Origin of the sequence: Pyramidobacter porci, from assembly GCF_009695745.1 — a bacterium.
Lineage (GTDB): Bacteria > Synergistota > Synergistia > Synergistales > Dethiosulfovibrionaceae > Pyramidobacter > Pyramidobacter porci.
The window spans coordinates 47,171-73,492 of record NZ_VUNH01000001.1; the positions used below are offsets into that span (position 1 = coordinate 47,171).

Sequence of the window (26,322 nt, forward strand, 5' to 3'; positions counted from 1 at the left end):
AGCCTGTGAAGGAGAAACGCGAACACTGGAATTTTCCCGCGACGATAACGGCGCCACGCGAATCCGCCGCGGAGTGTCGCTGGATGCGCCGCGAGCCCCGGCGCAGTCGTCGAACGAAAAAGCGGCCCCGTGCGAATCCAAGATTCGCACGGGGCCGCTTTTTCGTATCCACAATTTGGTGCGGGGGGGGGGAATCGAACCCCCATGGATTGCTCCACAAGATCCTTAGTCTTGCGCGTCTGCCAATTCCGCCACCTCCGCGTGACACAGGGCATTATACCACGCGTTCGATTTGCGTCAAGTCCTTAAAACAAAACCCTCCACGGAGAAGCGGCGAAACGGAGCAATGCAAAGAGAATATTAAGCTTATTGTGATATTGTTCGCGGAAGTCGGGCTGAATAGGGAAGGAGCAGACGATGAATGCCGTCTTTTATGTCAGAGGAACGTTGAAATTGATAAGATACCCCACAGTCTTTCTCGTGAGTTTCATATATGAAAGAAGCTGTGCGGTATGAAACGGTAAAAGACTTTCTACGGCTTTGAGTTCGATGATTATTTGGCTGTTGAGTATGTCCAAACATAGGCATCGTTGATCTGAAGCTGCTTGAATGTAAAATTGACGGGAACTTCGGTTTCAACTTTGAGGCGTCGCAATCGGAGTTCGTGAACGAGGCATGTCTGATAGACTCGCTCCAGAAGTCCGGGGCCCAGAAATTTGTGTACGGCGAATACCCCGTTGACGATTTCATCACATAAAGAGTTGAGATCAGGGGAAATTACTTGTACCCTATAGTTTGTCATTCTCCGCTTCTCCGTTTCTCTGTGGTCGAATTTGTTCTAACTGCGGGCGTCTGCGCGCGCATCCAGGTGAGGTAAGCTCTGACAAGAGGGATGGAGAAACAGGCGCAGAGGACGTCGGCGACAGGCTGGCTGATCTGGATGCCGGTCAGGCCGATGAAGCGGGGCAGGATATACACGCAAGGGATAAAAAAGAAGCCGCGGCGGGCGCCGGAGAGGAACGACGCCTCTTTGTAGCGCCCGGTGACTTGAAACAGCATGTCGGTAAGGGCAGTTACGGGCAAAGTGACGAGCGTCACGCAGTGGGCGCGGAAGGCAAAGGTGCCGATCTCGGAGACGCGCGGATCGGCGTTCTGAAATGAGGCGATGACCTGCGGCGCGAAGACGAAGAAAAACGCCGCCAGGCACGACAGCACGATCAGCCCGGTGCGGGCGCAGAACTTGTACGCTTCGACGACGCGGTCGTAGCGCCGGGCGCCGAAGTTGTAGCCCGCGACCGGCTGAAATCCCTGTCCGAAACCGATCAGAATCGAGCCGATGAACATGGACACGCGCATGACGATGGCCATGGCCGCAAGGGCGGCGTCGCCGTAGACGGCCGCGCTGGTGTTCAGCGCGATGCTGGCCAGCGAGGCCATACCCTGGCGGAACAGTGTCGGCATGCCGGTGCGGGCGATCAAACCGTAAAAAGCGGGCGAACGGGACACGTAGCGCGTGCCGATGCGCAGCACCGTGCGCTTGAAGACAAAGTGCGACATCAGAATGGAAAAACTGACGCACTGGCTCAGCACGGTCGCGATCGCGGCGCCGGCGATGCCCATCTTGAACGTGAAGATGAACAGCGGGTCCAGCACGACGTTCAGCAGGCCGCCGGTGACGATGCCGAGCATGGCGAAGAACGCCTTGCCTTCGGAACGCAGGTTGGTGTTCATGACGAACGACGTCGTCATCAGCGGTGCACCGAGCAGGATCCAGCGGGCGTATTCGCGCGCGAAGGGCAGAATGGTTTCCGTCGAGCCGAGCAGCCTCATAAAAGGATCCAGCCAGATCAGGCCGCCGGTGGTGACCAGCAAGCCAAACGCAAGCGCGGCGAAAAACGCCGACGAAGTGGCCGTGCGGGCTTCGTCATTTTTTCGTTCGCCCAGACGCCGCGAGGCGATGCTGCCGGCTCCCATGCCGAACATGAAACCGATCGCCTGAATGATGGCCATCAGCGAATAAACCACGCCGACGGCGCCGGCGGCGCTGGTGCCGATGCGGGCCACGAAGAACGTATCGGCCATGTTGTAGAAGGAAGTGATCAGCATGCTGCAGATGGTCGGAAAGGCCAGGCTGAGAATCAGGGGCCGCAGAGCTGACTGAGTCATCTTGATGAACTGTTGCTGTGCAGCGTCGGGGAAGTTGTTCATGTTAGGTCGAACTCCTTAAATGATTTCGCTAAATTGTCGGTAATCATAAGATGCTTTTTTAATGAAAGGCATTATTGAAAATGCAGCACTTCGCACCGCGCTGCCGCAAAGGCGTACGCCGTCCGCCTTCATATCGTTTTCGAGGCGCCTTCGTCATCACAAAAAGAGCGCGGAATCTTTGTCCTTTTTAATGAAAACCAGTGCGAGAGGACGACTGAATTCCTGTCTATACTGCCAGGCGTTTTTGTGATATAGTCTAGCAATACTATACGCATAAACGAAGATGATCATTTTGTCCGGGAGGTACATTACGGATTTTTGTCCGATGAAGTTTGTCGAACCCGACAGAGACGGAGGTTCTTTTCAATGAAAGTTTCAACAAGGGCTCATTACGGACTGCGCGCGGTCATCGCTATCTCCGAAATGGCCCGGAGCGGGCTGCCGGTCAGCGTCAGCGACGTGGCCAGGGCCGAGAATCTTTCTGACACGTATCTGGAGCAGCTGGTATCCAAACTGCGCCGCGCCGGGATTTTGCGCAGTTACAGGGGCGCTCGCGGCGGCTATGAATTGGTTCGCGATCCTGATACGATCACGGTCGCCGAGGTGCTGAAAGCCGCCGGCGAACAGATCGTCTTTCCCGAGTGCACGACGCCGGAGGGGTGCGAGTTGGCGCACCAGCGCGGCCATGTCTGCGCTTCTTCCCATTTCTGGCAGAATCTTAATTCTATGGTGAACAAAATCGCCGAAGAAACGACAGTCGGCAGTTTGATCCGGAACTACGAAGAAGAGATGGGAAAAATGCAGGCCGAAAACCGGCAATGACGCGGTGGAGCTGGAGCGAATAACGGAATCCCTGTCTGCTGAGACAGGGATTTTTTGTCGGTAGCTACAGGCTGCCTTCGCAAAGTTCAATGATCTCGCCGTCGGGACCGCTGAGAAAACAATTGCGGGCATGATCCCCCATGGGGCCGACAGGGCCGGCGGCAAAGCCGCAGCCACTGAGGCGCCGGAGGGCGTCCTCCATAGACGGGACGGAAATTGCCAAATGATTGCGCCCTGGAACGCGTTCGTCACCGGGCTTGCAGATCAGCTCTACGGAGAAGTCCGCAAACCTGACGAAGACCAGATGGGATCCCGAAGGCATTTTGAACTCCTTGTCCTTCGTGCCGCCGAGGGCATCGACATAGAAACGAAGCGACCGATGAAGATCCTGCACGCGAATCCCGACGTGGGCCATTGAATACATGAGCAACCATCCTCCTTCGTGAAAAAGCAAAAAAAATGAGACTTTTTCGATGTTCTTTATCATAGCAGAAATTTTCTCATTTTGCAGTATCAGGAAGAGCCGTATGTGCTTTTAGAAATGGCTTTTACTGCAAAAATTTGTATTATGCCCCTTCCACAAGCCATGGAAGAGGCCGTCTCAGAACGCGAAATCAGCAAAAATCCGCTGCTGGGGGGCTTGTCAGGCGCGAATGCTGTGATATACTCACATCGTTAAGTACCAAATCCTGTGTGGAGGTGTCTGAAAAATGACAAAGGCTGAATTGGTTGAGTTCGTAAGGGAAAAGACGAATCTTCGCAAGGTTGACGCTGCCAACGCGGTGGCCGCCATGCTTGCAGGCGTGAAGGACACGCTGCAGAAGCAGGGCAAGGTCCAGATCGTGGGCTTTGGCACTTTCGAGGTACGTCAGCGCAGCGCTCGTACGGGGCGCAATCCTCAGGATCCTTCCAAGACTGTCCACATCCCCGCCAAGAAAGTGCCTGTTTTCAAGGCCGGCAAGCTTCTGCGCGAGGCCGTCGATGCCACCGTCGCCAAGAAAGCTGCCAAGAAGCCCGCTCCCAAGGCCGCCAAGAAGGGCAAGAAGTAGTCTCTCCCTCAACCAAGGTTTCATCAGTCCAAACGAAAAGAGCGTTCCGGTTTTGCCGGGGCGCTCTTTTTAGTTTCGTCGGGCGCGGATGACGCGGCTGCGGCGAGGCGGCGCAAACTTCACAGGATTTAGGCGATGGGATATAATTTTCACGTCATGGAGAACGCAGGGAGGGATCGCTATGTGGAACCGTGGACTGTTGATCGTCGGCGACGGAGATGGCACGGGGACCGACCTGCGCCCGCTGGCGCTGATGAGCGACTTGGGACGCGGAGATTTCTTTGCCGTGCGCCGCGAGAGCGCCGCGGCAGCCGAATGGCCCGACGAAGAAATCGACGTGGTCATGATCGCGCCGGGCTGCACGAACTGCGTGCCGCTGCTGGAACAGTGCCTTGCGCGGAGGATTGGTTTTGTGATCATCGGCTGCCCGCGCTTGGAAAACGAAGAAGAGCGACAGCTGCTGCGTGAATATCGTGCCGCCGGCGGCAGGGCCCTGGGACCGGGCAGCCAGGGATTCTTCGACTGGGAACGGCGGCTGGCACTGTGCTGGTCGGCGGCTGTGCGGATGCCTGACAGTCAGCCGCAGGAACGTCATGTGACGCTGATCGCGCAGGGCGGCACCGTGCCGTTCTCGCTCTATGCCATGGCGGTGGAAGCGGGCGTCCGCTTTCGCCGCGTCGTTTCCCTCGGCAACTGTGCCGACAGCGACGGCGAACTGCTGCGCTGCATGGAAGCGGCCATCGGCGACCCGATGACGACATTGTTGATTCTCAGCTTTGAATCGCTGTCGCGGGGGCGCGATTTTCTCGCGATGGCCTCGCGCGCGGCGGAGCGCCGGCTGCCGGTGGTGCTGCTGCGAAGCGGCGTGAATGAGGATTTTCACGACCGGCTGGCGCGGCGTCATGCCGACGCGGCTTGGACTGATTCGATCATGTGGGAGTCGGTGGCCGGTCAGTTCGGCGTGGTGCTGCTGAGCGACGCTCAGCAGATCGTCGACCTCGGCAAGCTGTCCTCGCTGGGCCTGCCGCCTCAGGGCAACCGCGTGGCGGTACTGGCGCTGTCCGAAGGGCTGGCGATGATGCAGGGCGATCAGTGCCGCGAAGCCGGTCTGGACGTGGTCGAATTTTCCCCCGCGCTGAAAGGGAAGATCCAGGCCCTGCTGCCCCGCTGGGCCAACGCCGCCAACCCGGCCGACTTGTCCGAGCAGGCGCTCAACCGCGAAGGGACGCTGGGGCGGATCCTCGATACGCTGCAGGACAGCGATGAATGCGACATGATCTTGACCATCACCGGTTCGCTGACGGCCGCTCAGGGCGAACGCCTGGCCCGCGCCATGGGCACGACGCACCGCCGCGGCGGCAAAACTCTGGCCTGCTGTTGTCTGAGCCGCTGGCGCCCGCTTGACGAAATGGTGCGTCGCATGAACATGGAAGGCGTACCTCTGTTCAGCAGCCCGCGCCGCGTGGCCGAAGCGCTGTCCGGCCTGTGGCGCATCGGCCGCGATATTCATCCGATGAACGAGCTCTGCAAGCCGGCGCCGCGTCCGTTCCTCGACCGCTGTCCGCCGCGGTTGAGCGAGCGCGACGCCATGGCGCTGGTTGATGCTTATGGATTGAAAACGGTTACGCACCGTCTTTGCACCTCGGTAACGGAGGTCCTGGAAACGGCGCACAGCATCGGTTTTCCGCTGGCGCTGAAAGTGGTGTCGCCGTCGTTTGCCAGCAAGCAGCAGGTCCGCGCCGTGGCGCTGAACCTGCGCACCGAGGAAGAACTGCGCAACGCTTACGGGCGCATCCTCGAGCGCACCAGCCGTGTCCACGCCGGGGCGGAGATTCAGGGCGTGGTGGCTCAGAAAATGGTCACCGACGGCATCGAGTGTATGATCGGCATCAAGCGCGACCCGCTCTTCGGCCCGGTCGTTGCCGTAGCGCTGGGCGGCGCTTATTACGGTCTGATGAAGGACATTTCTTTGCGCGTGGCTCCGGTCTCGCTGGAAACGGCCATGGACATGATCAGGAGCCTCAAAGGGTATCCGCTCATCTCCGGCGAATGGTTCGGCACGCCTATGGACGTTGAGGCGCTGGCGCGGCAGATCGTCACGCTGTCGCAGATGGGGTGTGCGGAGCCGGACATCGAACTGCTGGACATCAACCCGATCTTTATCCGTCCGCGTGGATTGGGAGCGGAGATTGCTGACGCCTTTGCAGTGCGACGGCACAAAGCGGAAGGCTGAGGCTAATCCGCAGTCTGCGGAAAATGGATTGTGGAATGAAAAGCTTCGGAAAGTCTCGTGGCTTTCTTTGTGAGGCGCGCCCTGTTTTGAGGCGAGTCGCTGATAAAAAACATCAAGAGGAGAAGAACGGCATGGAACTGGCGTTTTGGGCGGCAATCGGCTATCTTTTCGGTTCGTTCCCCACGGGCTATCTGGCAGTTAAAATCATAAAGGGCGAGGACATCCGCACGCTCGGCTCGGGAAACACCGGCGGCACCAACGTGGGCCGCGCGATGGGGAAAAAGTGGGCCGTGTTCGTGACCCTTGTGGACATGCTCAAGGGCGGCTCCGTCGTCATGCTGTGCCGCGCTTTCGGCGGCGGCGACGCGACGGTGGCCTTGGCCGCCTTTGCGGCCGTGTGCGGGCACAACTATCCCGTCTGGCTTGGTTTTCACGGCGGCAAGGGCGTAGCCACGACGCTGGGCACGCTGTTTTTCGTGCAGGTATGGGCGTCATGTGCGGCGGTGCTGCTGGGCGGTGCGCTCTGGTTTTTGATCATGAAAGCGACGCATTACGTTTCCGTGGCTTCGTTGGCGGCGCTGCTGTTTGTCGCCGGAGCTTTTGGCTTTTTCGGGCTTCACCGCGCTTTCGTGATGCTTGCGCTATTGCTGGCGGCGCTGTCGCTGTGGCGTCATCGCGGCAACTTGAAGCGCTTGGCCGGCGGCACGGAAAATAAAGTTGGTCAGAAATAATCCTGACCAGTTCTTGACTATATTTGACCAATGCGCTACAATCGTTCCAGTTCTGAAAGAAGGAACGGAGGAAGCCTTGAATGAGCAGTTTGACCGAGGTCATTGAAAGCTATATCAACGAACTTTTCGAGCGGGAAGAGCAGGGCAGCGCCGCCGACGCCGAACGCGTTTCGCTGCGCCGCAAAGACGTGGCGGAACGCTTCGGCTGCGTCCCCAGCCAGATCAACTACGTGCTGAGGAGCCGCTTCACGCCCGAACGCGGCTATATCGTCGAGAGCCAGCGCGGCGGTCACGGCTACATCCGCATCATGAAGATCAGTTACGACATACCCGAAGAACGCGCCCGGCACATCGTCAAGATCGTCGGCGATTCCATCTCCGAAGCCGACGCCAGGCGCCTGCTGTGCTCGCTTCAGGCCCGCGGGATGATCAACGCCCGCGAGCGCCTGCTGATCGAGATTTCGCTGCGCCATATCGGCGAACTCTGCGATAGTATGTTCGACGTGTCTCCCTACAAGAAAAGCTTGCTGGCGGCCGAGATGCTCAAAAAAATGCTTTGCGGCCTCGATTTGGCCTAAGAGTTGAGAGTTACCCAAACGATCAAGGAGGGGAGTGCCTTGTGGCAATTTTTTACGGAGCGAAGCAAACGCGTGATCCAGATCGCGCATCGTGAGGCACTGCGCCTCGGACACGCTTTTATCGGCACGGAACATCTGATGATCGGCCTGATCGCCGAAGATTCGTCGGTGGCGGCGCTGGCTTTGAAAGAAGCCGGACTGGCCGCCGAAGACGTGGCGCGCGAGATTCTTGCCCTGCGCCCGCCGGCGGCGCCGTACGCGCAGCCCGTCGACCTGCCGCTCTCGGACCGGGCCCGCGGCGCGTTGAACGCGGCCATCCATCTGGCCCGCGAGTTCCATTCAAGTTATGTCGGCACCGAACACCTGCTGCTTGGCGTGTTGTCCGCGCCGGAGTGCACAGCCTGCCATGCCCTGGCAGAGTTGGGGCTCGACACGGAAAATCTGCGCGTCAGCCTGAAAAAACAGTTGCTGGCGCAGTCCAGCCGTCAGGACGCGGAGAATGAAAAAGAGGGCGGCGACGCCCGCCCGGCGGCGGATGCCAAAACGCCGACGCTGGATAAGTACTGCGTCGACCTGACGGCCAAAGCCGCTAGAGGCGAACTCGATCCGCTGATCGGCCGCGAGCAGGAAACGCACCGCATGATGCAGATCCTCTGCCGCCGCCGCAAGAACAATCCCGTTCTGGTCGGCGACCCCGGCGTGGGCAAAACCGCGATCGTGGAAGGGCTGGCCTACAAGATCCAAAAAGGTTCCGCGCCCTCGCTGCTCAAGGGCAAGCGCGTCGTGGAGCTGACGATGGGAACGCTCGTGGCCGGCACCAAATACCGCGGCGAGTTCGAAGACCGCATGAAGAAGATCGTCGACGAACTGACCGCCGCCAAGAACGTGATCCTCTTCATCGACGAGCTGCATACCGTCGTCGGCGCGGGCAGCGCCGAAGGATCGCTGGACGCGGCCAACATCCTCAAACCCAGCCTGGCCCGCGGCGAGTTCCAGGTCATCGGTGCGACGACGCGCGACGAGTACACGAAAAACATCGAAAAAGACGCGGCGCTGGAGCGCCGTTTCCAGCCCGTGGCGGTCGGCGAACCCGATCAGGACGCGGCGCTGGCGATCCTGCAGGGATTGAAGGAAAGCTACGAGAAGCATCACAGCGTGCACTACACCGAAGGCGCGCTGGAAGCCGCCGTGCGCCTGTCCAGCCGCTATCTGTCCGACCGCAGTTTGCCCGACAAGGCCATCGACCTGATCGACGAGGCCGGCGCGAAAGTGCGCCTCGACCTTGACGGACAGCAGATCCCCGAAGGGCTGACCGTCGACGAGGAAGAGATCGCCGGCGTGCTTTCCGAGTGGAGCGGCATTCCCGTCAAGACACTGACTGAGCACGAAGCCCAGCGCCTGCTGCGCCTCGAGTCGGAGATCCATCAGCGCTTGGTCGGCCAGGACGAAGCGGTGAGCGCGCTCTGCCGCGCCGTGCGCCGTTCGCGCAGCGGCCTGAAAGACCCGCGCCGCCCCGTGGGCAGTTTTTTGTTCCTCGGCCCCAGCGGCGTCGGCAAGACCGAGCTGGCCCGCTGCCTGGCGCGATCTCTGTTCGGCAGCGAGAAAGCCCTGCTGGCCTTTGACATGAGCGAGTACATGGAGCGCCACGAGGCCGCCAAACTGATCGGCGCGCCCCCGGGCTACGTAGGCTACGACGAGGAAGGCCGCCTCACCGAGGCCGTGCGCCGTCATCCCTGGTCGGTTGTGCTGTTCGACGAGATCGAAAAGGCCAATCCCGACGTGTTCAACCTGCTGCTGCAAATCCTCGAAGAGGGGCGGCTCACCGACGCGCACGGACGCACGGTCGATTTCAAAAATACCGTCGTCATCATGACCAGCAATCTCGGCGTGCGCGAGACGGCGAAGGCCGGACTCGGCTTTTCCGCCTCCGCGGAAGCGGAGAAGAAAAAACAATCGGAAGCGGTCCTCGGCGCCGTGAAGGAATTTTTCCGTCCCGAGTTCCTCAACCGCGTGGACGCGCAGCTCGTCTTCCATCCGCTGAGCGCCGAAGAGATGGCGCGCGTGTTCGACATCATGATGTTCGACCTGCGCGCGCGCCTCGGCGAGCACGGCGTCATCCTCTCCATGTCGAAGGACGCGCGGGAGTTTCTGCTCAAGGCCGCGGCGGTCCAGAATCAGGGGGCCCGGCCGCTGCGCCGCCTGATCCAGACGAAGATCGAAGACCCCCTGTCGGACCTGATCCTGTCCGGCGAGGTGCCTGACGGCTCTACGGTGGACTGCGTCCTCGACGGCGAAGCGCTCGCGTTCAGCGCGCGCCCGCCGCGCCGCCGCGCCAGACGGGAGCTGGCTGCTGTTTCCGAGTAAACGAAAGCCGCCGAAAAACTTCGGCGGCTTTGTCGTAAGAAGTTGTCCGGCATGGACGGCGAAGGAAGGCGAATCCCATGGAATTGAAAGACTGTTTCCCGTTTTGGGAGCGGCTGACGGCGGCCGAGCGGTCGGAGCTGGAAGCGGCGGCGCTCGTCCGCGGCGTCGAGGCGGGGGTGCCGCTCCATACCGGTTCGGCCGACTGCGACGGCCTGATTGCCGTCATGGACGGACAGATCCGCGCCTTTATCCTCTCTCCGGAAGGACGCGAGCTGACTCTGCACCGCCTCGTTCCCGGCGACATCTGCCTGTTTTCGGCGACCTGCGCCGTGCCGGGACTTCGTTTCGACGTCAGCGTCGAGGCGGAAAAAAACTCGCTGCTGTGGGTGCTCCCGCCGGCGGCATGCAAGCGTCTGGTGGCGCGGTCGCTGGTCTTCGCGAATTTCATCGGCGAGGTCGCGGCCTCCCATCTGTCCGATATCCTCTGGCTGGTCGAACAGGTGCTGTGGAAAAGTTTTGACGCCCGTCTGGCGGAATTTTTGCTGGAAGAGAGCGAGCTGGAAGGGACGGGGAAGCTGAAGATCACTCACGAGAAGATCGCCGCCCATCTGGGCACGGCCCGCGAAGTGGTGACGAGGATGCTGCGCTACTTCCAGGACGAGGGCATGGTGCGGCTTTCCCGTGGCTGCATCGAGCTGCTTGCGCCGGACAAAATGGCGCGGCTGACGGCAAAAAAATGAATCGGAACCTTGCGGAGCGAAAGCGCCCGACGGATGATCCGTCGGGCGCTTTCGCTCGTTTTCGTGCCGGTTTTTCGTTAAAAAGGGCGAGTTTTTTTTCGACTTTTTCAGAGCGCCGGAAGCGCGTCGAAAAACTGTATGAAACCGCGGCCCAACGCGGCGTTTTCAATAATGCTCTCTCATTGGAAATCAGTACCGGTCCGTGTTTTTTCGCGCCGGCTATTTGAGCATGGCGAGCACGTTTTCCTTCGACTGCACGCCGACGGCGCGGCCGGCGGGAGCGCCGTTTTTGAACAAAATCAGCGTGGGGATGCTCATGACGCGGAACGAGGCCGCCAGTTCGGGCTGTTCGTCCACGTTGACCTTGCCGACTTTGAAGCCCGAAGCTTCGGCGGCGATCTCGTCGAGGACGGGCGAAAAGGCGCGGCAGGGGGCGCACCACGGCGCCCAAAAATCGATCAGCACCGGTTCGCTGCTTTGAAGGACTTCGCTCTGAAAATTTTCGCTGGTAAGGACGATCGGCGTCATTTTTTGTTTCCTCCTGATAAATTGCCGAAGTTGCCCGGCTGCGGGCTGGGCTTTTTATTGACGAGATAAGTATAAATGAAGGGTCCCGTTTTGTCAGTGACAAAGTTACGAAGCGGCGTTTTGGATGCGCTGAAATCGACGAGCTTCCGGAGAACGTCGGGCGCCGATTTTTCGTGGTACAATAAACCACACATTTCGGGGTCGAAATGAATTACAAGTGTTTCAACAGGGAAGGTGCGTTTCAATGGATCGCAGCGAGCTGAAAAAATGTCGCCGCGTGGTGGTCAAGGTCGGCACGAGCACCATCACGCACAGTAACGGGAAAATAAATATCCAGCGCATGGACAGGCTTTGCCGCGCTTTGGCCGACCTTCACAACCGCGGTACCGACGTGCTGCTCGTTTCGTCAGGAGCGGTCGGCGCCGGCATGGGACGCCTCGGTTACGCGGAAAAGCCTTCCAGCTTGCCGGTCAAGCAAGCGTTGGCGGCGGTGGGGCAGGGGCTGTTGATGCAGATGTACGAAAAGCTTTTCTCCGAGTACGGCTGCACGACCGCGCAGATCCTGCTGACTCGCGCCGGCTTCAACGACCGCTCGCGCTATCTCAATCTGTGCAACACCATGCACGCTCTCGCCGACATGAACGTGATTCCCGTGATCAACGAGAACGACACGATTGCCGTGGACGAACTCAAATTCGGCGACAACGACACGCTGTCGGCCCTGGTCGCCTGCGCCGCCGGCGCCGATCTGCTGATCATCCTTTCCGACATTGACGGGTTGTACGATGCCGATCCTCGCGTTCACAAAGATGCCAAGCTGATCCATGAGGTGCGCACCGTTTCGCAGAGCATCCGCGACAACTCGGGCAGCAAGGGCAGCAGCATGTCCTCCGGCGGCATGTACACCAAGATCACGGCTGCCGACGTGGTGCTGCCGGCGGGCATCCCGCTGGTGATCGCTTCCGGTGCGGCGGAGAACGTGCTGTACCGCATTCTCGACGGCGAGGTGCTGGGCACTCTGTTCGTCCCGCCGATGGAGCACCGTCACGCGCGCAAGCAGTGGATCGCGGCCAACCGTCCCTTCGAGTCGGTGACAATCGACGCGGGAGCCGTCAAAGCGCTGACGGAACAGGGCGGCAGCCTGCTGGCCAAGGGCATCACGGCCGTCAACGGCGAATTCGAAGCCGGTCGTCTGTTGGCGGTGCTGGCTCCGGACGGGCGGGAGATCGCCCGCGGCCTGACGAATTTCAATTCGCGGGACCTGAAAAAGATTATGGGGCGCCGCAGCGATGAGTTTGAAGCGCTGCTGGGCGTGAAGGACTTTGACGAGGCTATTCACCGCGATAATCTGACGGTGCTTTAGCTCTCGACGTTTGAGAAATGGGGGATGATCATGGACGCATCGTTGATTTTGCACGAAATGGGAAAGAGGGCCCGCGCTTCCGCGGCCGTGCTGGCACAGGCCAGTTCGGCGAAGAAAAACGAAGCGCTGCGGGCCATGGCGGCGGCGCTGCGCGCCCATAAGGACGACATCCTGGAGGCCAACGGGCGCGACATGCGCGGAGGAGAGGAAAACGGCCTCGGCCAGGCGATGTTGGAGCGATTGAAGCTCACGGAGCAGCGCGTAGAAGACATGGCGGTCGGCATCGAAGAGGTGGCGGCGTTGCCCGACCCGATCGGTCAGACGGTGCGCGGTTATGTCAATTCCGACGGGCTGGAGATTGCGCAAGTGCGCGTGCCGCTCGGCGTGATCGGCGTCATCTACGAGTCGCGTCCCAACGTGACCGCCGATACGGCGGCGCTCTGCCTCAAGTCGGGCAACGCGGTGATTTTGCGCGGCGGGAGCGAAGCCATGGATTCCAGCCGTGTGATCGTCAGCGCGTTGATCGAGGCCGTCTCCTCCGCGGGGCTGCCCGAAGGCTGCATTCAGCTGCTCGACGTGCCCGGCCACGAGGCGACGACGGCGCTGATGCGGCTGGACGATCTGGACGTGCTGATCCCGCGCGGCGGCCGTGGTCTGAAAAAAGCCGTGCGCGAGCACTGTACCGTGCCCTGCATCATGACGGGCGACGGCGTGTGTCACACGTATATCGCCGCTTCCGCCGATCCGCAGATGTGCGTGCCGATCGTCATCAACGCCAAGACGCAGCGGCCTTCGGCGTGCAACGCCATGGAGACGCTGCTGATCCACAAAGACGCGGCGCCGAAGGTTCTGCCGGCCGTGGCCAACGCGCTGGTGGCTCACGGCGTGGAGCTGCGCGGCGACGCCGCGGCCCGCGAGATCTTTGCGGATATGGAACCGGCTGCCGACGAGGACTGGGGGACGGAACACCTCGACCTGATCCTCTCGGTCAAGATCGTGAACTCGCTCGACGAGGCTCTGGCGCACATTGCCCGCTGGGGCACGGGACATTCCGAGAGCATTCTCACGACCGATTACGCCGAGGCGGAAAAGTTTCTCGATCGCGTCGATGCGGCGGCGGTCTACGTAAACGCCTCAACGCGCTTCACCGACGGCGGCGTCTTCGGCCTGGGCGCGGAAATCGGCATCAGCACGCAGAAGCTGCACGCCCGCGGCCCCATGGGCATCGAGCAGCTGACCAGCACGAAATACAAGATTCGCGGCAGCGGCCAGATTCGGCGCTGAGCGATGAGTCCCTGCGGGGGCGCCCGGATGGAAGGCGCTGAGCCGAAGAAACGGATGCTCTCAGGCGGCGTTTTCCAGTCTGTTTTTCTCTTGGCGCTGCCCATCATGGTGGGGAATTTTTTTCGAAAGCGCCGGCAGAACTGCGCGACGAGACGATGGCCTGCACGCTCCTGTTTCTGAACGCCGCGGCGATCATGGGAATTTTCGTGCCCGGCGGTTCCAAACCGATGATCGTCCAAGCAGACGGCCTTTATCTGGGGCCTTAAGCGGTTTACCTCGCCCTCAGCGCGATCGACGTGGTGATGCAGAGTTTCTTTCGCGGGCTGGGCGAGTTTCGTATCGCGATGATCGTTTCGCTGCTGCAGACCGTCCTGTGCGTGATCCTTTCGTTCTGGCTGGTGCCGTCGCTGGACATCCCCGCTATCGCGCACGCTGCGGCGGTCGGCTGCCGATTTTCTTCGTGCTCAGCGTTCTTTCGCACCGCCGGTTGCGGCAGATCGACATGCGGCTCCAGCGTGCCTGAAAAACGCGTCCCCTCGCTCGGTGCGGAGCAAGGGGAACTTTGGCGTCGGGCGTTTCATTTTTGCCGTGGAGTTTGGGATATTGTGCAAGTCATCATTGACATCGGCGCAGATTTCCTGTATGAAAAGGGCGCGACACGCACGATCACCCGGGAGAATCCAAGGGGGTACGGAAGGAATGAAAGCTTTCAAGGGCGCGCTGTGGCTGGCCGCGCTGCTGTCACTGGCCGGCGCGGTCATGGCGGGGCGGGCTTGCGCTGCGCTGCCGGAGGCGGTGGTGTCGGAATGGGAAAACCTGACAGGGACTCTTGACGAGGCCACGGTTCTGCGCGAGAAGCAAAAACGTTTGCCGGAAAGTTCTTGGCTGGGCGCCGACCGGCAGAAGACGGGCGCCAAGATCGCCAAGCTGTTGCGCCGGGCTCAGGGAATTTTGCTGTCCTCGGAGACGCTCAAGCTGGTGGATCGTTCCGAGGAGATCAAAGAACGTCTGCCCAAACTGTATCAGAGGATCGAAGAATACAAGAACAAGCGTATCGGCGCGCCGCAGAAGTCCTACAATCCGTTTGTGAAGACGGTGAAGGACTGCGACGAGACGATCGCCGAGGCCGAGAAGGACGTCAAGCGTCTGCGCGGCGAGCTGGCGCAGATCCGCGATGCGATCACGGCGGAGCTGCGCGGCTGGGGACTGAAGCTGACGGACGCGCAGGCCGACGTGCTGTTCTCGTCGGTGGTCGGCGACAGCCTGCTGCGCAACGCCGTGATCTTCGAGAACGTCAAAGGCGTCACGGCGCAGCTGACGCAGCTTATGGCGCAGAACAAAGACGACACGTCCATCGCCCGCAAATATTATGGCATGTACGTGACGCTGATCGACGTGTTGCTGGACACGCAGCACGGATTCGTGAACAAGATCGACGGCGAATGGCGGCCGCAGGTGAAGAAGATTTCCGAAGGCGCTGCCGCCAGCCTGAAGGAAGCCCGTGCGGCGCTGAACCGCAGCGACTTCTCGGCGGATCAGAAGGCGATCTTCCGCAGCAACGCGGCCTCCAACGAAATGACGGTGAAAGCGGCCGAACAGTATCTGAAACTGCTGGACAACCAGAAGACAAGCGTGCAGAACTGCATCCGCAGCATCGAACGCGACCGCGAGGTGGCGGCCAATACCTACGCGACGGTGCAGCACATCAGCGACATGAACGCGGTGATCCAGTCGGGCATGCAGCTGTTCGACATGCTGGCGGCGATGCAGCTGCCGGAGCTTCAGGCTTTCGACAGCTCGGGCGTGCGCCGCGAGTTCGACGAGATCACGCGCCGCCTGCAGCAAAAATAGCTTCGCAGAGAAAACGGGGCCGGTTCCCATCAGGGGGAGTCCGGTCCCGTTTTTTGTGCGGTCATTGTTTTTCGGCGATCTTTTTCCAACGCTGGTTCAGCTCGTTGCCGATCGCGAGATAATCGGTCTCTTTTTGCTGAAGCTCTTCGAGGTCCTTTTTGTAGCGCTCTTTCCAATACCGAGACCGTTTGTCCGCCTGGGCGGCGGTCATGGAACCGCAGAATTCAATGAAGAAGGTCATGGCGGTCTGCAGGCTGCGCAGATAGGGGCGCATGGTCATGAAGAACTCGTGCAGCGGATCTCCGGCCTCGAGCTTGAGTTCGCGCACTTCGTCAAGCATGGACTGCGCCTCTGTTCTCAGCGCGCCGGCTTTCGCCGCCGCCGCCGCGGGATCGACGCGCTTCAACCCCAGCGCTTTCAGAAACGAGAATTTGAAGATGCTGTTCTGCACCTCGATGTAGCCGCGCACCACAGCGTTTACACGCTGTCCGAAGATGACGGCGTTTTCTTTTGTCAGCGCGAAGGACACGGCTACTTCCCGCTTTCCGCCAGGGAGACGATGAAGTCCGTCAGCTGCGCTTCCAGCGTCTCGTAAGCGGTCCGGGCGCCCGGGGACAGCTGCGTGGAATGCGGCGGCATGGCGAGCAGCTCTTTTTTCAGGTTCTCGACGTTGGCGCCGATTTTTTCCGTCAGGATGGCAACGGCCCGCTCATGGCCGCTGGCAGCGGCTTGCTCGCGTCCCTTTTCAACGAGCGCCTGGCCGAGGGAGACGGACCTCATCACCGAAGCGGCCAACGATTTGTCCAGCCGCGAGACGCTCTTGAGCAGGTCGCGCCCGGGATTGGAGACGAGATAGGGAGAGAGGGCGAACACGCCGCAGAGCAGCAGGGCTATCGAAACGAGGAATCGCTTTTTTCTGAGATCGAGTTTCACGTTCAGCACGCTCCTTTTCATGACGCTTTCATTGTATCACGTCCGGAACGGACGGCGCTCCGTGGCCGAAAAAGTTTCCTGCTGCGCGGCAAACTGTGCGGGCGAGAGCGTTTCGGTGCGGCCGTTTCGCGTTACGTCGAACAGCCAGCCGCCTTCGCCCTTTTTGAGGCAGACGGTCTGCGGCGCGCGGATCGCCGCGGCCTCGGCCTGGCGATTTTCGAACGCGCCGCTGCGGTCGTCGCCGACGACGCGGAATCCGGAGCTTTCGAGCGCGTCGATCAGCGGCGCGAGCGCGTCCGGCGTTTTGTCGCCTTCCCAGTAAACGTAGACGTCGAACGGGGCGATCTTGTCGGGCCAGCGTTCGGCGTATTCGCTCACGGCCGAAAGCAGCGCCGTCAGGTCGATCTCGGCGCTCCACGCGGGGACGCGGGTTTTTCCGGAACCGTTGAAAAAGGTCAGCGACGGTTCGGCAAGGCAGGCCGGGTCCACGGGGCGGAAGACGGCGACGGAGCGCAGTTCGCTCTTTTTCAGCGCCGCGCCGCAATTGGGGCAACGGTCGCCCGCCTGGAGCAGCGTCACGTCGGCGACGAAATCGGTCTTGAAATCGCGGCCCCAGCAGGCCCCCATTTTATGAAAGCCGGGCTTGTTGGCGCCGACGACGGCGTTTTTGACGCCGACGGCGCTGGAATCGGCAAGCAGCGTCACCGGGGCGGGCAGCCCCACGGGGCCCATATAGCCGGCCGAATCGCCCATGACGGCGGCCAGTTCGGCCGGTTCGGCGGGGCGGACGGACGCGCCCTGGAACGCGGCGCGGACTTTTTCCAGACAGACGTGGCGGTCGGCGCGCAGGATCACGGCGGCCAGGCCGCGCCCCTCGACGGCGTAGAACATGCACTTGACGACCTGCGACGGCGCGATCTTGAGATATCCGCACAGTTTCTCGACGGTGGAGCAGTCCGGCGTGGCCACTTCGCGCAGCTCTTCCGGCGCGGCGTCCGACGCCTCTTCGCCGAAGCGGCAGGGGCTGTCGAAGGCGGCCGTCCAGCCGCAGTCGGGACAGGCCAGCCCTTCTTCGCCGCGGAGCGGCGCTTCGGAACGGCACAACAGATCGACGCGATGCCCCGCGGGCGTCAGACGATCGACGCGGCGCACGCGAGCCCCCAGCGAGCAGACGGCGCTGCCGACGGTGCGCAGCGCGTCGTTGGCCATTTCGAGCGAGGCTTCGAAATCGCCGTGCAGTCCCAGCAGGCGGAGTTTGTCTCCGCGGCGCTCGGCGAAGAGCACCGGCAGGTCGCCGGCGCGTTTGATCAGGCGCACGGCGGCGTCGAGGGCGCCGCGGGCGGAAGCGCCGCAGTCGAGGCGCTGCGGGCGGAAGGCCTCGAGTCTGCGAAGCAGAAAGTCCTCGGCGCGCTGGAAGAGGATCCTCCCCTCCGGCAGCAGGATCAGCGTTTCGTCGTTGGGGTTCCAGAGGCCGTAACCGCCCTGCGCGATTTTGGCCAGGCCGGGATCGCGCAGTTTCGAGGAGCGCCCGCTCGAGACGGGCATCAGCAGTTCGCTCATCCATTTCATGGCGTTCTCCCTGCCCTCAGTCGGCGAAATCGGCCAGCATGGGCGTGTGGTCCGAGGGCTTTTCCCAGCCGCGCGGCTCCGCGTCGATCCAGCAGGCCAGGCTTTGTTTCGCCAGCGAGGGGGTGGCGAGCATGTGGTCGATGCGCCAGCCGATGCGGCGTTCCAGCGCGTTTTTGACGCGGTAATCGAAAAACGAGTACAGCTCCTCGCCGGGGTGGTGGACGCGCAGCAGATCGATGACCAGCGGCGCGCAGAGCTGCGCGAAGAGATCGCGCAGCTCCTTGACGAAGCAGACGTGTTCCTTTTTGTTGGCGGGATTGGTCACGTCCAGCTCGGTCGGGGCCACGTTGAGGTCGCCGGTCCAGAGCAGCTTTTCGTCCTTGCGCGCGGCGATCAGGGCGGCGGTGCGGCGCAGGAATTCCTTTTTGGCCTCGTAGTCGGGGTGGGTGATCTCCTTGCCCTGCGGCACGTAGGTATCGAGGATCCAGATGTCGCCGAAGCGCGCGGCGATCAGGCGCGTGTCCCAGAGCGGCGACGCGCCGTCGGCGAAGCCGTGGATCACTTCGTCAGGCTCTTGTTTCGAGAGGATGGCGACGCCGTTGTAGGATTTCTCGCCGCGGAAGGCGGCGCGGTAGCCGAGTTTTTCCACGTCGGCGAGGGGGAACTCCTGATCCTGCACTTTCGTCTCCTGCAGGGCCAGCACGTCCACGCCCGCGCCGGGCAGCCAGCGTTCGAGGATCGGCAGGCGGCTGCGCAGCGAATTTACGTTAAAAGTAGCGACTCTCATGACACGACCTCCGCAAAAATGTGTGTGCTGAAAAAACGCGCGGCGGAACGCGCCGCCGCCGAAAAACGACTCAAGTCTTTTTTTTCGCGCGGTTTCGATTATAATCGTTGAAGCAACGTCGAACTTCGCGGAAAACAGGGCTTGTTTGTTCCTCATTATACCCGATAGGGCGGTGAAAAGAGTGATTCGTCCCGAATTTTTCGAGCGGCGCGACCTGACGCCGCTACAGCGCAGCTTCCTGGAATTTCTCAAGGCGTTCCTTTTCATGGTGGAGAGCGCGGCCGGTTCCTTCGAGGAAAACCAGCCCTCCAATTCGCTGCAGACGGCCCATCAGGCCGAAGTGCTCGACGAACTGGCGCTGAACTGTCTCGATCGCTGCGAGCCGCGCGATCGCCGTTCCGTCAGGGAAACGCTGGAGATGGTCGCTTTGATGCGGCGCAGTGCGGCGGCGCTGAAGAAACTCTGCACGGCCGCCGCGGCGCCGCTGACCGGCCTGGATGAGAGCCGCGCCTTTCTTGGCTCGCTGTGCCGCTGCGTGGCCGATCGGATCGACTGGTCCCACAAGCGCCAGCTGCTCGGCTCCCAGCACCGCGGCGCCGAAGAAGAGGATCTGGAACTGTCGCTGTCGGAGCTGCCTTCCACGCTGGCGGGCGAGCGGCGCATCGAACGCGTGGAGGCGCTGCTCGATTTCCGCGACGCGCTGCTGGCGGCGCGGGAACTCTTCGAGGCGGTCGGCGACATCCGCCGCACGACCGACGAGCTGTTTCCGGTCAACGAGGAAAAGTACTGGCGCAGAAGCTGAGTCCGCGTCAAAGAAAATACATAATAAAAAACGGCGGAGACCGAGCATCCGTTTTTCATCGGTTCTCTTGCTGCTTATATGCCGTTTTTTATGAGAAACGCCTTTTCGTGGACTGAGAGTCCTGTGTGGTTATGGTTATGCATCGAGTCCTGGCGGCCAAGAAAGCGACAGCATAAGGAGCAAAGGAAATGGGCGGAGACTATGTGAATCTGACAGTCGGCAACCTTGACGCGGAGCACGTGTGCTGCGCAATTGCGGATAAGAAATATCAGGGCGGCGTGGCAGCCAAAAAACAATGGCTTAAGGAACGTATCCGGGAAGGGCATGTCTTTCGTAAACTCAATGAACGGGGAAAGGTGTTTATCGAGTACGCGCCCTTGGAATCATCATGGGTTCCCGTGTGCGGCGAAAACTATATATATGTCTATTGCCTGTGGGTGGCCGGCTCATTCAAAGGCAAAGGGCACGCGCGGGATCTCATCGAGTACTGCATCGCTGACGCAAAGGAAAAGGGGAGATCCGGCGTATGCGCTCTGAGCTCAAAAAAGAAGAAGCCCTTTTTGTCCGAAAAAAAATTCCTGCTCAAGTATGGTTTCGAGGTAGCGGATACCGCCGGAGATGATTACGAGCTGTTGGCTTTGTCGTTTGACGGGCGGAAACCCCGCTTTTCTGAAAGTGCGAAAGCGATGAGGACCAACGACAGAGCGCTGACAATCTACTATGGGGTGCAGTGTCCGTATATTCCGAACTGCGTTGAGCAAGTGCGGATGTATTGTGATAAGAACCGCATCCCGCTGAATTTGGTCGCAGTCGACACTTTGGAAAAAGCCAAAAGAGTCCCATGTATTTTCAATAACTATGCGGTTTTTTACAACGGCGCTTTTCAAACGACACATTTATTGAACGAAACGTTTTTGAAGAAGATGCTCCATTTATAGGCGGGCGACTTCTCGGTACAGTTAAAGCTGACCGTCTTCACGGGCGGTATCGGGATTTAGGAACTGTTCCGCGTGGAACGTTTTTGGGAACGAGCGGCGGAGCGCTGCCGCGGCATTATTTCCTTTCGAGCACCAGCCGGGCGAGCGCTTCGGCCAAGCGCTCGTTCACCCACCGACCGCGCGCCTGCGGCGGCAGATCGGCGGGGAACGCCAGACGGGCGCGTTCTTTGTCGAGGACGGCGGCGTATTGGTCGTAACGCCGCAGAAAGTCGGGCAGCGCGCCGTGATCGGCGCGAATCACGGCGGCGACTTCCGCCGCGTCGAAACCGCCGCGCCGCATCTCCCCGATGACCGCCACGATAGCGCCGAGGCGGCGCAGGCGGGGGAGCCGCATGTGATTGGCGATCATAAAGCGGGCGAAACGATACCACGGTCGCGGCAGCGTCATGCGGCCGTTGAACCGTTCCAGCGCGGCCAGCCCCCGTTCCTCGTGGCCGACGTGGTGCGGCCACTTCTCCCGCGGCGTCAGCCCTTTGCCGAGGTCGTGGACGAGGGCGGCGAAGCGCGTCGCCTCTTTCGGCGTCAGCGCGGCCGTGCGGCGCAGGACCGCCATCGTGTGCGCGAAGGCGTCGAGCCCGCGGTGGGAGAGCGCCGGCTGCTGCACGCCGATCAGCGCCGCCAGCTCGGGAAAAACGGCGTCGAGAATCCCGGCGTCGCGCAGCGCGGTGAAAAAAAGTTCCGGCCGCGGGGAAGCGAGCGCCTTGCGCATCTCGGCGAAAACGCGCTCGGCCGGTTCCCGCGCCAGTTCGCCGCGGCAGGCGGACATCAGTTCGACCGTGCCGGGGGCGATGGAAAATCCAAGCTGGGCGGCCTGACGGGCGGCGCGCAGCGCGCGGACGGGATCGTCGCGGAAATGTTCCGACGTGGCGCGGATGATTTTGTTCTCGATGTCACCGCGCCCGCCGAACGGGTCGACCAGCTCGCCGCCGGGCAGGCGGACGGCCATGCTGTTCATGCGCGTGTCGCGGCGGTACAGGTCTTCTTCGATGGTCGTATCGGGGCTGAAGCGCGCTTCGAAACCGCGATAGCCCGTCCCGGCCTTGCGCTCGGTGCGCGCCAGCGCCACTTCGCTGAGTCGGCCGCCGACTTCCAGCAGGTAAACGGGAAACTGCCGCCCCACGGAGCGGACTTGGAATTCGCGCTCGAGCGTTTGCGCGTTGAGGCCGCAGACGACATAATCCTTGTCCTCGGACGGGCGTCCGATGAGGCGGTCGCGCACCCAGCCGCCGACCACGTAGAGCTGGCCGCCGAGCGCAGCGACGCGCCCGGCGAATTCGCTTTCATTCATGCACAGTCACCTCGTTTCTGCGGAGAAATCGAATTGCCGAAAACAATAAACTATTTTTTAATTCAAACTTGACAGATGAACTGAATAGTAATAATATACGTCGCAAGGACGAAACCGGTCCGTAAAAAATCCGCACATCATTTCAGGAGGTCGTTTTAAAATGTTCAAACGCATCGCCGCACTTTCCGCTCTGTTTGCTTTGGCCGCAAGCGCCGCTTTCGCGGCTTCGGCCCTGGACAAGGACACGCTGGTCGCCGCGACCGAAAGCACCTACCCTCCCTACGAGTCGCGCAACGAAAAGGGCGAGCTGGTCGGCTTCGACATCGAGCTGACCGAGACGGTCGCCAAAAAACTGGGAAAAAAGGTCGAATGGCTCGACATGCCCTTCGATTCGCTGATCCCGGCGCTGATGTCGGGCAAGGTCGATCTGGTCGCCGCCGGCATGTCGGCGACGCCGGAGCGCGCCAAGCGCGTCAACTTCTCGGCGCCGTACGAGATCTCTTTCAGCGCTTTCGTCACGGGAGTCGAGAATCCTCCCAAGGACACTGACGAGCTGGCCGGCAAGGTCGTGGCGGTGCAGATCGGCACGGTGCAGGAAAATTTCGCGCGCAGCCTCGGCAACGTGGAAGTGAAAACGTTCCAGAAATTCGACGACTGCGTGCGCGAGGTCGTGCTCGGCCGCGCCGCCGCGACGCTGATGGACATCCCCGTGGCGAAGCAGTACGTGCAGGCCAAGGATTTTGCCGGCAAGGTCACGGTCGCGTTCAACAAACAGATCACCGGCGCCGACAAGGCCATCGCCATGCCCAAGCAGGACGAAGCGCTGACCGCCGCGGTCAACGGCGTCATCGAGGAAATGGACAAGAGCGGCGAGCTGGCGGCTCTGCGCGATAAGTGGTTCAAAGAGTAACGCTCATCGATCCTTTGAGAAAAAGCCCCTGAAACGGCCTGTGCCGGATTCAGGGGCTTGTTTGTCGTCGCGGCGCTCGGGGAAGGTTAATTCGTCTTGATCGGCGACGGCGGGACGGAGTTGGCCAGCACGGACTGCTTGGGCTGGCGGTGAGATTCTTCCACGGATCTGAGCGCGTTTTTTTGGATGATCTCCAATTTTTTCAGCTCGGCGGCGTGGCTGGCGTCTTTCTGAGCCAGCAGGGCAACGAGGCGCTTTTCATACTCCTGCTTGAGCGCGGCGATCAGTTCCTCGCCGCTGCGGGCGGCGGCGTTCCGAACCTGTTCGATTTCCGAGGCGCGCCGCGCCGCCAGCTCCCGTTCGCGCTCCGCCAGCCGCCGCGCAAAGTCGACGCGCAGCGCGGCCATGTCCTGTTCCTTCTGCTGCTCCGCGCGGGCCAGCGCGCTTTTCAGGCTAAGCTCGGCCCGCGCGGCGGCTTGTTCCATCTCCTGGCGGTGTTTGGCGTTGAGAACGTCCCTGGAAGTGTCGAACTCGATCTGCTGCTGCGTTTGCTGTTCCTTGAGCATCTTGTCGTAGCGGAGTTCCGCCTGACGAAGCGATTGGGCGTAGGCCGTTTCGAGAAGCCGGCTGGCTTCCTGCCGACCCTGCTCGATGCCGGCTTTGGTCGCCGCGGCCTTTTCTTCCGCGGCCGCGCGCTTTTGAGCTTCGGCGGCGGCCATGGCCGCGTTCAGCGCTTCGCAGCTCTGGAACTGGGCGGCGTCGAAAGCGCGCCGCAGGGCGGAGACTTTTTCGTTCAGTTCGTCGCCATGGTCCTTCTTGAGTCGATTCAGCTCGTCGGTGTACTGGGCTTCCAATTTGGAAGCGGCGTCGAACATTTCCTGACGATGAACGGTCTCCAGACGGGCTTTTTCGATCTCGAACGCGGCTTTGAGCTGAGTGTCCTGCGCCGCCAGCTTCTTGTCCAGCTCGGCGTGGAGCTGTTTCTCCCGGCTGTCCAGACGGGCCTGAACTTCAGCCAGATCCCGGGCGGACTTTTCTTTCTGCGAGTTCAGCTCGGCTTCCAGAGCGGCGGAGATTTCGCGTTCCTTCCGCAGGCTGGCGTTCAGCACGGCCAGCGTCTCGTTGAACTGCTTCTTCAGGGCGGAGTTCTCCTGCAGGGCAGCTTCCATTTTCTCGTGGAGTTCTTCGTCTTTCTGGCGGCTTAACTCCGAGATTTTGGCCTCGTGGGCTTCTTCGAGGCGCTTCTGCTGCTCGATCAGTTCCATGGCGTGCCGACTCCGTTCCTGAAGGAGCGTGTGCCGCTGTCGTTCTTCCAGGGCGGCAACGGCTTCCCGAATTTCCGCGTTAAGCTTCTGTTCGTTTTGCTGCGTAACTTCCTGCAGCTCTCTGGCATGCCGATTCTTGAGCTCGGTCAACTGCTGTTCGTATTTCAGGGCGTTTTCTTCAAGCAGACGAGCCTGACGGGATTTCAGGTCGATAACTTCCTGTCGGTGCTGAGACAGGGCCACGCTTTGATATTGAACGGCCTGGCGGCTCTTTTCCTCGCCGGCACGGATTTGGGCATTCAATTGCTCCACTTCATTTTTGTGAGCTTCCTCGAGATGGGACTTGACCGTCGCCAAATTGTTCTCCGCCTCGGCGCGTTCTTTGCCGAAATTGGCTTCGGCGGCCGCTTTTTCTTCGGCCAGCTGATCCGATCGCGCTTCGGCGGCCTGCAGGCGAGCAACGAGCGCGTCGATTTCGCCTTTCTGCTTTTGGAAGTTCAGCGTGTTTTCTTCAACCAGTTTGAGGTTTTTCTGCATTTCGCTCTGCCATAGCGCCGTCAGCGTGTCGATGTTCCCGCGGTTCAGCTCCAGATCTTTTCGCTGGCTGGCTTGGAGTGCCGTCAGATTATCGGTGAGCCGGCGGATCAGGGCGTTCTGCTGTGCCGTTTGTTCGTGGCTGGCCTGAAGCTGTTTTTCGGCGTTTTGGGCCGTCTGCGTTGCGAGGTCGGCTTTTTTCCGCAGTTCGGCAGTGGCTGTCGTGAGGCGAAGGATCTCGTGCTGGTCAGCGGCCATTTTTTTATAGAGCGGCGCGACCCGCGGATCGTCCGCGGCGCCGCCGGCGCTTTTCTGGCGCTCGGCGCCGATCTGGATGCCGCGTTCTTCCGCTTCGTTCACGCTTGCGGCAATGGAGGCAAGCAGCTGCAGATCCTCGGTGGCGAACGCCGGATTGGCCTGGGCGTAATCGAGGGCGGTCTTGCCGTCGACGTCGCGGTAATCGACGCGGGCTCCGTGCGCGAGAAGCGCGGAAAGGACGTTCGGGTTGCCGTTCGCCGAAGCGGCCAGGATCAGCGCGGTGCGGCCGCGGCCATCGCGGGCGTTTTCGCGGGCGCCCCACTTCATGAGAACGCCGACGACGTCGGGATGTGCGTTGTACTGCGCGGCCCACATCAGCGGCGTCAGGCCGTCGACGGGAGCGTTCGGATCGGTGCGCGCTTCGAGGTAGAGGCCGACGCGCCGGGCCGTACCGCGGCGGCAGAGTTGGGCGAAGCGTTCCGGTCCCATGGGCGCGGGGGCATTCTTTTGCCGCGTACGCTCTTTGAGCGTGACCAGCTGTTCGGGAGCGTATTTTCTGCTGTTTTCTATGTAGCTCCAGGCCGTCTTTTTGTTGGCTCCGGTCACGGTCGGATCGGCGCCTTCGTCAAGCAGCGTGATCAGAACTTCGAAGGCGTTGCCGGCCCGCGCGGCCAGCATGAACGGTGTGGCGCCGGAGTTATCCGCGGCGGCAAGATCGGCGCCGAGATCGATCAGCGCCGCCGTGATCTCGGGATGGGGATTGCGCGCCGCGGCGAAGCTGAGCGGCGTCCAGCCGCGGGAGCCGCGTTCCTGCAGCTCGGCTCCGGCCGCGACCAGGGCGACGATAATCTCGGGATTGTCGCTGTCCTGGGCGGCGACCGCCAGGGCGCGCAGGTTGTCTTTGTTGGCGGCGTTGACGTCGCTTCCGGCGTTGACGAGCAGTTTGATTTTGTCGGGATCGGCGGCCTTGCCTTTGGCCTGAGCGGCCATCATCAGCGGCGTGTTGCCTTTGGCGTCGGCTTTGCCGACGGAGATCCCTTCGTCTTTTAGAGCTGCGGCGACCTGCAGCGCGTCGCCGTTGAGGCAGAGGTCCATGAACTCCTTCTGCGAAAGTCCCCACGCGGGGGTACAGAAACAGACGGCGGCGAACGCGAAAAACGCCGAGAACTTGCTTTTGAGCAGAGTCATGATTTCTGGAAAGCCTCCTTGAAATTTGCCTTGAGAGAA

General features: G+C 61.2%; 22 protein-coding genes, 1 tRNA gene and 1 pseudogene. 13 read left to right on the forward strand and 11 right to left on the reverse strand.

What is annotated here, in order from left to right:
• Nucleotides 1-176: 176 nt before the first annotated feature.
• The 3 genes and pseudogenes from FYJ74_RS00235 to FYJ74_RS00245 form a co-directional block, all read right to left on the reverse strand.
• A tRNA-Leu gene (locus tag FYJ74_RS00235) sits at nucleotides 177-261 on the reverse strand.
• 170 nt (nucleotides 262-431) lie between these two features.
• Nucleotides 432-802, reverse strand: a pseudogene (locus FYJ74_RS11980) (GxxExxY protein).
• On the reverse strand, nucleotides 799-2,208 hold the full coding sequence (locus tag FYJ74_RS00245) for an MATE family efflux transporter (RefSeq protein WP_154527630.1): 1,410 nt from the start codon (nucleotides 2,206-2,208) through the stop codon (nucleotides 799-801). Before FYJ74_RS00245 ends, FYJ74_RS11980 begins: the two are co-directional and overlap by 4 nt.
• A 366-nt stretch (nucleotides 2,209-2,574) precedes the next feature.
• Between FYJ74_RS00245 and FYJ74_RS00250 the strand changes: the two genes are divergently transcribed.
• Nucleotides 2,575-3,030, forward strand: a complete 456-nt coding sequence (locus tag FYJ74_RS00250) for an RrF2 family transcriptional regulator (RefSeq protein WP_154527631.1) — start codon at nucleotides 2,575-2,577, stop codon at nucleotides 3,028-3,030.
• Between the two features lie 64 nt (nucleotides 3,031-3,094).
• Here FYJ74_RS00250 and FYJ74_RS00255 read toward each other — a convergent pair whose 3' ends face one another.
• Nucleotides 3,095-3,454: a VOC family protein gene (locus FYJ74_RS00255; RefSeq protein ID WP_195838749.1), complete on the reverse strand. Its 360-nt coding sequence runs from the start codon at nucleotides 3,452-3,454 to the stop codon at nucleotides 3,095-3,097.
• A 286-nt stretch (nucleotides 3,455-3,740) separates the two neighbouring features.
• On the opposite strand from FYJ74_RS00255, the gene FYJ74_RS00260 reads away from it, so the two are divergent.
• From FYJ74_RS00260 to FYJ74_RS00285, 6 genes are all read left to right on the forward strand, one after another.
• The gene (locus FYJ74_RS00260; RefSeq protein WP_154527633.1) at nucleotides 3,741-4,079 is read left to right on the forward strand and encodes an HU family DNA-binding protein; all 339 of its coding nucleotides are present in this window, start codon (nucleotides 3,741-3,743) and stop codon (nucleotides 4,077-4,079) included.
• 181 nt (nucleotides 4,080-4,260) lie between these two features.
• Nucleotides 4,261-6,312, forward strand: a complete 2,052-nt coding sequence (locus FYJ74_RS00265) for an acetate--CoA ligase family protein (RefSeq protein ID WP_195838750.1) — start codon at nucleotides 4,261-4,263, stop codon at nucleotides 6,310-6,312.
• Nucleotides 6,313-6,443: 131 nt separating this feature from the next.
• Entirely contained in the window at nucleotides 6,444-7,043 is a 600-nt protein-coding gene (gene plsY / locus FYJ74_RS00270; RefSeq protein WP_154527635.1) for a glycerol-3-phosphate 1-O-acyltransferase PlsY, read from the forward strand.
• An 80-nt stretch (nucleotides 7,044-7,123) separates the two neighbouring features.
• Nucleotides 7,124-7,621: a CtsR family transcriptional regulator gene (locus FYJ74_RS00275; protein WP_154527636.1), complete on the forward strand. Its 498-nt coding sequence runs from the start codon at nucleotides 7,124-7,126 to the stop codon at nucleotides 7,619-7,621.
• 39 nt (nucleotides 7,622-7,660) lie between these two features.
• Nucleotides 7,661-9,985, forward strand: a complete 2,325-nt coding sequence (locus FYJ74_RS00280; RefSeq protein ID WP_154527637.1) for an ATP-dependent Clp protease ATP-binding subunit — start codon at nucleotides 7,661-7,663, stop codon at nucleotides 9,983-9,985.
• Between the two features lie 77 nt (nucleotides 9,986-10,062).
• Nucleotides 10,063-10,725 carry a Crp/Fnr family transcriptional regulator gene (locus tag FYJ74_RS00285; RefSeq protein ID WP_154527638.1) on the forward strand — a complete coding sequence of 221 codons (663 nt, stop codon included), beginning with the start codon at nucleotides 10,063-10,065 and terminating at the stop codon, nucleotides 10,723-10,725.
• Between the two features lie 219 nt (nucleotides 10,726-10,944).
• Here the strand turns inward: FYJ74_RS00285 and trxA are convergent, their stop codons facing one another.
• Nucleotides 10,945-11,253 (reverse strand): thioredoxin, encoded by a 309-nt coding sequence (gene trxA / locus FYJ74_RS00290; RefSeq protein ID WP_154527639.1) that lies wholly within the window; start codon nucleotides 11,251-11,253, stop codon nucleotides 10,945-10,947.
• A 244-nt stretch (nucleotides 11,254-11,497) separates the two neighbouring features.
• Between trxA and proB the strand changes: the two genes are divergently transcribed.
• The 3 genes from proB to FYJ74_RS00305 all read left to right on the forward strand — a co-directional run bounded on the left by proB (nucleotide 11,498) and on the right by FYJ74_RS00305 (nucleotide 15,751).
• Nucleotides 11,498-12,616, forward strand: a complete 1,119-nt coding sequence (gene proB, locus FYJ74_RS00295) for a glutamate 5-kinase (protein WP_154527640.1) — start codon at nucleotides 11,498-11,500, stop codon at nucleotides 12,614-12,616.
• A 30-nt stretch (nucleotides 12,617-12,646) separates the two neighbouring features.
• Complete coding sequence (locus tag FYJ74_RS00300; RefSeq protein WP_195838751.1) at nucleotides 12,647-13,900, forward strand: glutamate-5-semialdehyde dehydrogenase; 1,254 nt, start codon at nucleotides 12,647-12,649, stop codon at nucleotides 13,898-13,900.
• Between the two features lie 699 nt (nucleotides 13,901-14,599).
• On the forward strand, nucleotides 14,600-15,751 hold the full coding sequence (locus FYJ74_RS00305) for a hypothetical protein (RefSeq protein WP_154527642.1): 1,152 nt from the start codon (nucleotides 14,600-14,602) through the stop codon (nucleotides 15,749-15,751).
• 61 nt (nucleotides 15,752-15,812) lie between these two features.
• Here the strand turns inward: FYJ74_RS00305 and FYJ74_RS00310 are convergent, their stop codons facing one another.
• From FYJ74_RS00310 to xth, 4 genes are read right to left on the reverse strand one after another with little or no spacing between them, the layout of a single operon-like run.
• Nucleotides 15,813-16,280, reverse strand: coding sequence for a hypothetical protein (locus FYJ74_RS00310; protein WP_154527643.1), 468 nt, complete (start codon nucleotides 16,278-16,280; stop codon nucleotides 15,813-15,815).
• Between the two features lie 2 nt (nucleotides 16,281-16,282).
• Nucleotides 16,283-16,684, reverse strand: coding sequence for a hypothetical protein (locus tag FYJ74_RS00315; protein ID WP_154527644.1), 402 nt, complete (start codon nucleotides 16,682-16,684; stop codon nucleotides 16,283-16,285).
• 36 nt (nucleotides 16,685-16,720) lie between these two features.
• Entirely contained in the window at nucleotides 16,721-18,253 is a 1,533-nt protein-coding gene (locus tag FYJ74_RS00320; RefSeq protein WP_154527645.1) for a YbaK/EbsC family protein, read from the reverse strand.
• Nucleotides 18,254-18,269: 16 nt separating this feature from the next.
• On the reverse strand, nucleotides 18,270-19,040 hold the full coding sequence (gene xth / locus FYJ74_RS00325; protein ID WP_154527646.1) for an exodeoxyribonuclease III: 771 nt from the start codon (nucleotides 19,038-19,040) through the stop codon (nucleotides 18,270-18,272).
• A gap of 181 nt (nucleotides 19,041-19,221) precedes the next feature.
• On the opposite strand from xth, the gene FYJ74_RS00330 reads away from it, so the two are divergent.
• Nucleotides 19,222-19,842, forward strand: a complete 621-nt coding sequence (locus FYJ74_RS00330; RefSeq protein WP_154527647.1) for a hypothetical protein — start codon at nucleotides 19,222-19,224, stop codon at nucleotides 19,840-19,842.
• A gap of 188 nt (nucleotides 19,843-20,030) precedes the next feature.
• Complete coding sequence (locus FYJ74_RS00335) at nucleotides 20,031-20,780, forward strand: N-acetyltransferase (protein ID WP_154527648.1); 750 nt, start codon at nucleotides 20,031-20,033, stop codon at nucleotides 20,778-20,780.
• A gap of 115 nt (nucleotides 20,781-20,895) precedes the next feature.
• Here the strand turns inward: FYJ74_RS00335 and FYJ74_RS00340 are convergent, their stop codons facing one another.
• Entirely contained in the window at nucleotides 20,896-22,128 is a 1,233-nt protein-coding gene (locus FYJ74_RS00340; RefSeq protein WP_154527649.1) for an HD domain-containing protein, read from the reverse strand.
• A gap of 160 nt (nucleotides 22,129-22,288) precedes the next feature.
• Here FYJ74_RS00340 and FYJ74_RS00345 point away from each other — a divergent pair, with 160 nt between their 5' ends.
• A complete protein-coding gene (locus FYJ74_RS00345) occupies nucleotides 22,289-23,038 on the forward strand; it encodes a transporter substrate-binding domain-containing protein (RefSeq protein ID WP_154527650.1) in 750 nt (249 codons plus the stop codon).
• An 86-nt stretch (nucleotides 23,039-23,124) separates the two neighbouring features.
• Here the strand turns inward: FYJ74_RS00345 and FYJ74_RS00350 are convergent, their stop codons facing one another.
• Nucleotides 23,125-26,283 (reverse strand): ankyrin repeat domain-containing protein, encoded by a 3,159-nt coding sequence (locus FYJ74_RS00350; RefSeq protein WP_154527651.1) that lies wholly within the window; start codon nucleotides 26,281-26,283, stop codon nucleotides 23,125-23,127.
• Nucleotides 26,284-26,322: the final 39 nt, after the last annotated feature.

What these genes read in the sequence shown, in the direction of transcription:
- FYJ74_RS00245 (WP_154527630.1), bottom strand. Translation starts at nt 2,208, where the DNA reads ATGAACAACTTCCCCGACGCTGCACAGCAACAGTTCATCAAGATGACT.
- FYJ74_RS00250 (WP_154527631.1), top strand. Translation starts at nt 2,575, where the DNA reads ATGAAAGTTTCAACAAGGGCTCATTACGGACTGCGCGCGGTCATCGCT.
- FYJ74_RS00255 (WP_195838749.1), bottom strand. Translation starts at nt 3,454, where the DNA reads ATGTATTCAATGGCCCACGTCGGGATTCGCGTGCAGGATCTTCATCGG.
- FYJ74_RS00260 (WP_154527633.1), top strand. Translation starts at nt 3,741, where the DNA reads ATGACAAAGGCTGAATTGGTTGAGTTCGTAAGGGAAAAGACGAATCTT.
- FYJ74_RS00265 (WP_195838750.1), top strand. Translation starts at nt 4,261, where the DNA reads ATGTGGAACCGTGGACTGTTGATCGTCGGCGACGGAGATGGCACGGGG.
- plsY (WP_154527635.1), top strand. Translation starts at nt 6,444, where the DNA reads ATGGAACTGGCGTTTTGGGCGGCAATCGGCTATCTTTTCGGTTCGTTC.
- FYJ74_RS00275 (WP_154527636.1), top strand. Translation starts at nt 7,124, where the DNA reads ATGAGCAGTTTGACCGAGGTCATTGAAAGCTATATCAACGAACTTTTC.
- FYJ74_RS00285 (WP_154527638.1), top strand. Translation starts at nt 10,063, where the DNA reads ATGGAATTGAAAGACTGTTTCCCGTTTTGGGAGCGGCTGACGGCGGCC.
- trxA (WP_154527639.1), bottom strand. Translation starts at nt 11,253, where the DNA reads ATGACGCCGATCGTCCTTACCAGCGAAAATTTTCAGAGCGAAGTCCTT.
- proB (WP_154527640.1), top strand. Translation starts at nt 11,498, where the DNA reads ATGGATCGCAGCGAGCTGAAAAAATGTCGCCGCGTGGTGGTCAAGGTC.
- FYJ74_RS00300 (WP_195838751.1), top strand. Translation starts at nt 12,647, where the DNA reads ATGGACGCATCGTTGATTTTGCACGAAATGGGAAAGAGGGCCCGCGCT.
- FYJ74_RS00305 (WP_154527642.1), top strand. Translation starts at nt 14,600, where the DNA reads ATGAAAGCTTTCAAGGGCGCGCTGTGGCTGGCCGCGCTGCTGTCACTG.
- FYJ74_RS00320 (WP_154527645.1), bottom strand. Translation starts at nt 18,253, where the DNA reads ATGAAATGGATGAGCGAACTGCTGATGCCCGTCTCGAGCGGGCGCTCC.
- xth (WP_154527646.1), bottom strand. Translation starts at nt 19,040, where the DNA reads ATGAGAGTCGCTACTTTTAACGTAAATTCGCTGCGCAGCCGCCTGCCG.
- FYJ74_RS00335 (WP_154527648.1), top strand. Translation starts at nt 20,031, where the DNA reads ATGGGCGGAGACTATGTGAATCTGACAGTCGGCAACCTTGACGCGGAG.
- FYJ74_RS00340 (WP_154527649.1), bottom strand. Translation starts at nt 22,128, where the DNA reads ATGAATGAAAGCGAATTCGCCGGGCGCGTCGCTGCGCTCGGCGGCCAG.
- FYJ74_RS00345 (WP_154527650.1), top strand. Translation starts at nt 22,289, where the DNA reads ATGTTCAAACGCATCGCCGCACTTTCCGCTCTGTTTGCTTTGGCCGCA.
- FYJ74_RS00350 (WP_154527651.1), bottom strand. Translation starts at nt 26,283, where the DNA reads ATGACTCTGCTCAAAAGCAAGTTCTCGGCGTTTTTCGCGTTCGCCGCC.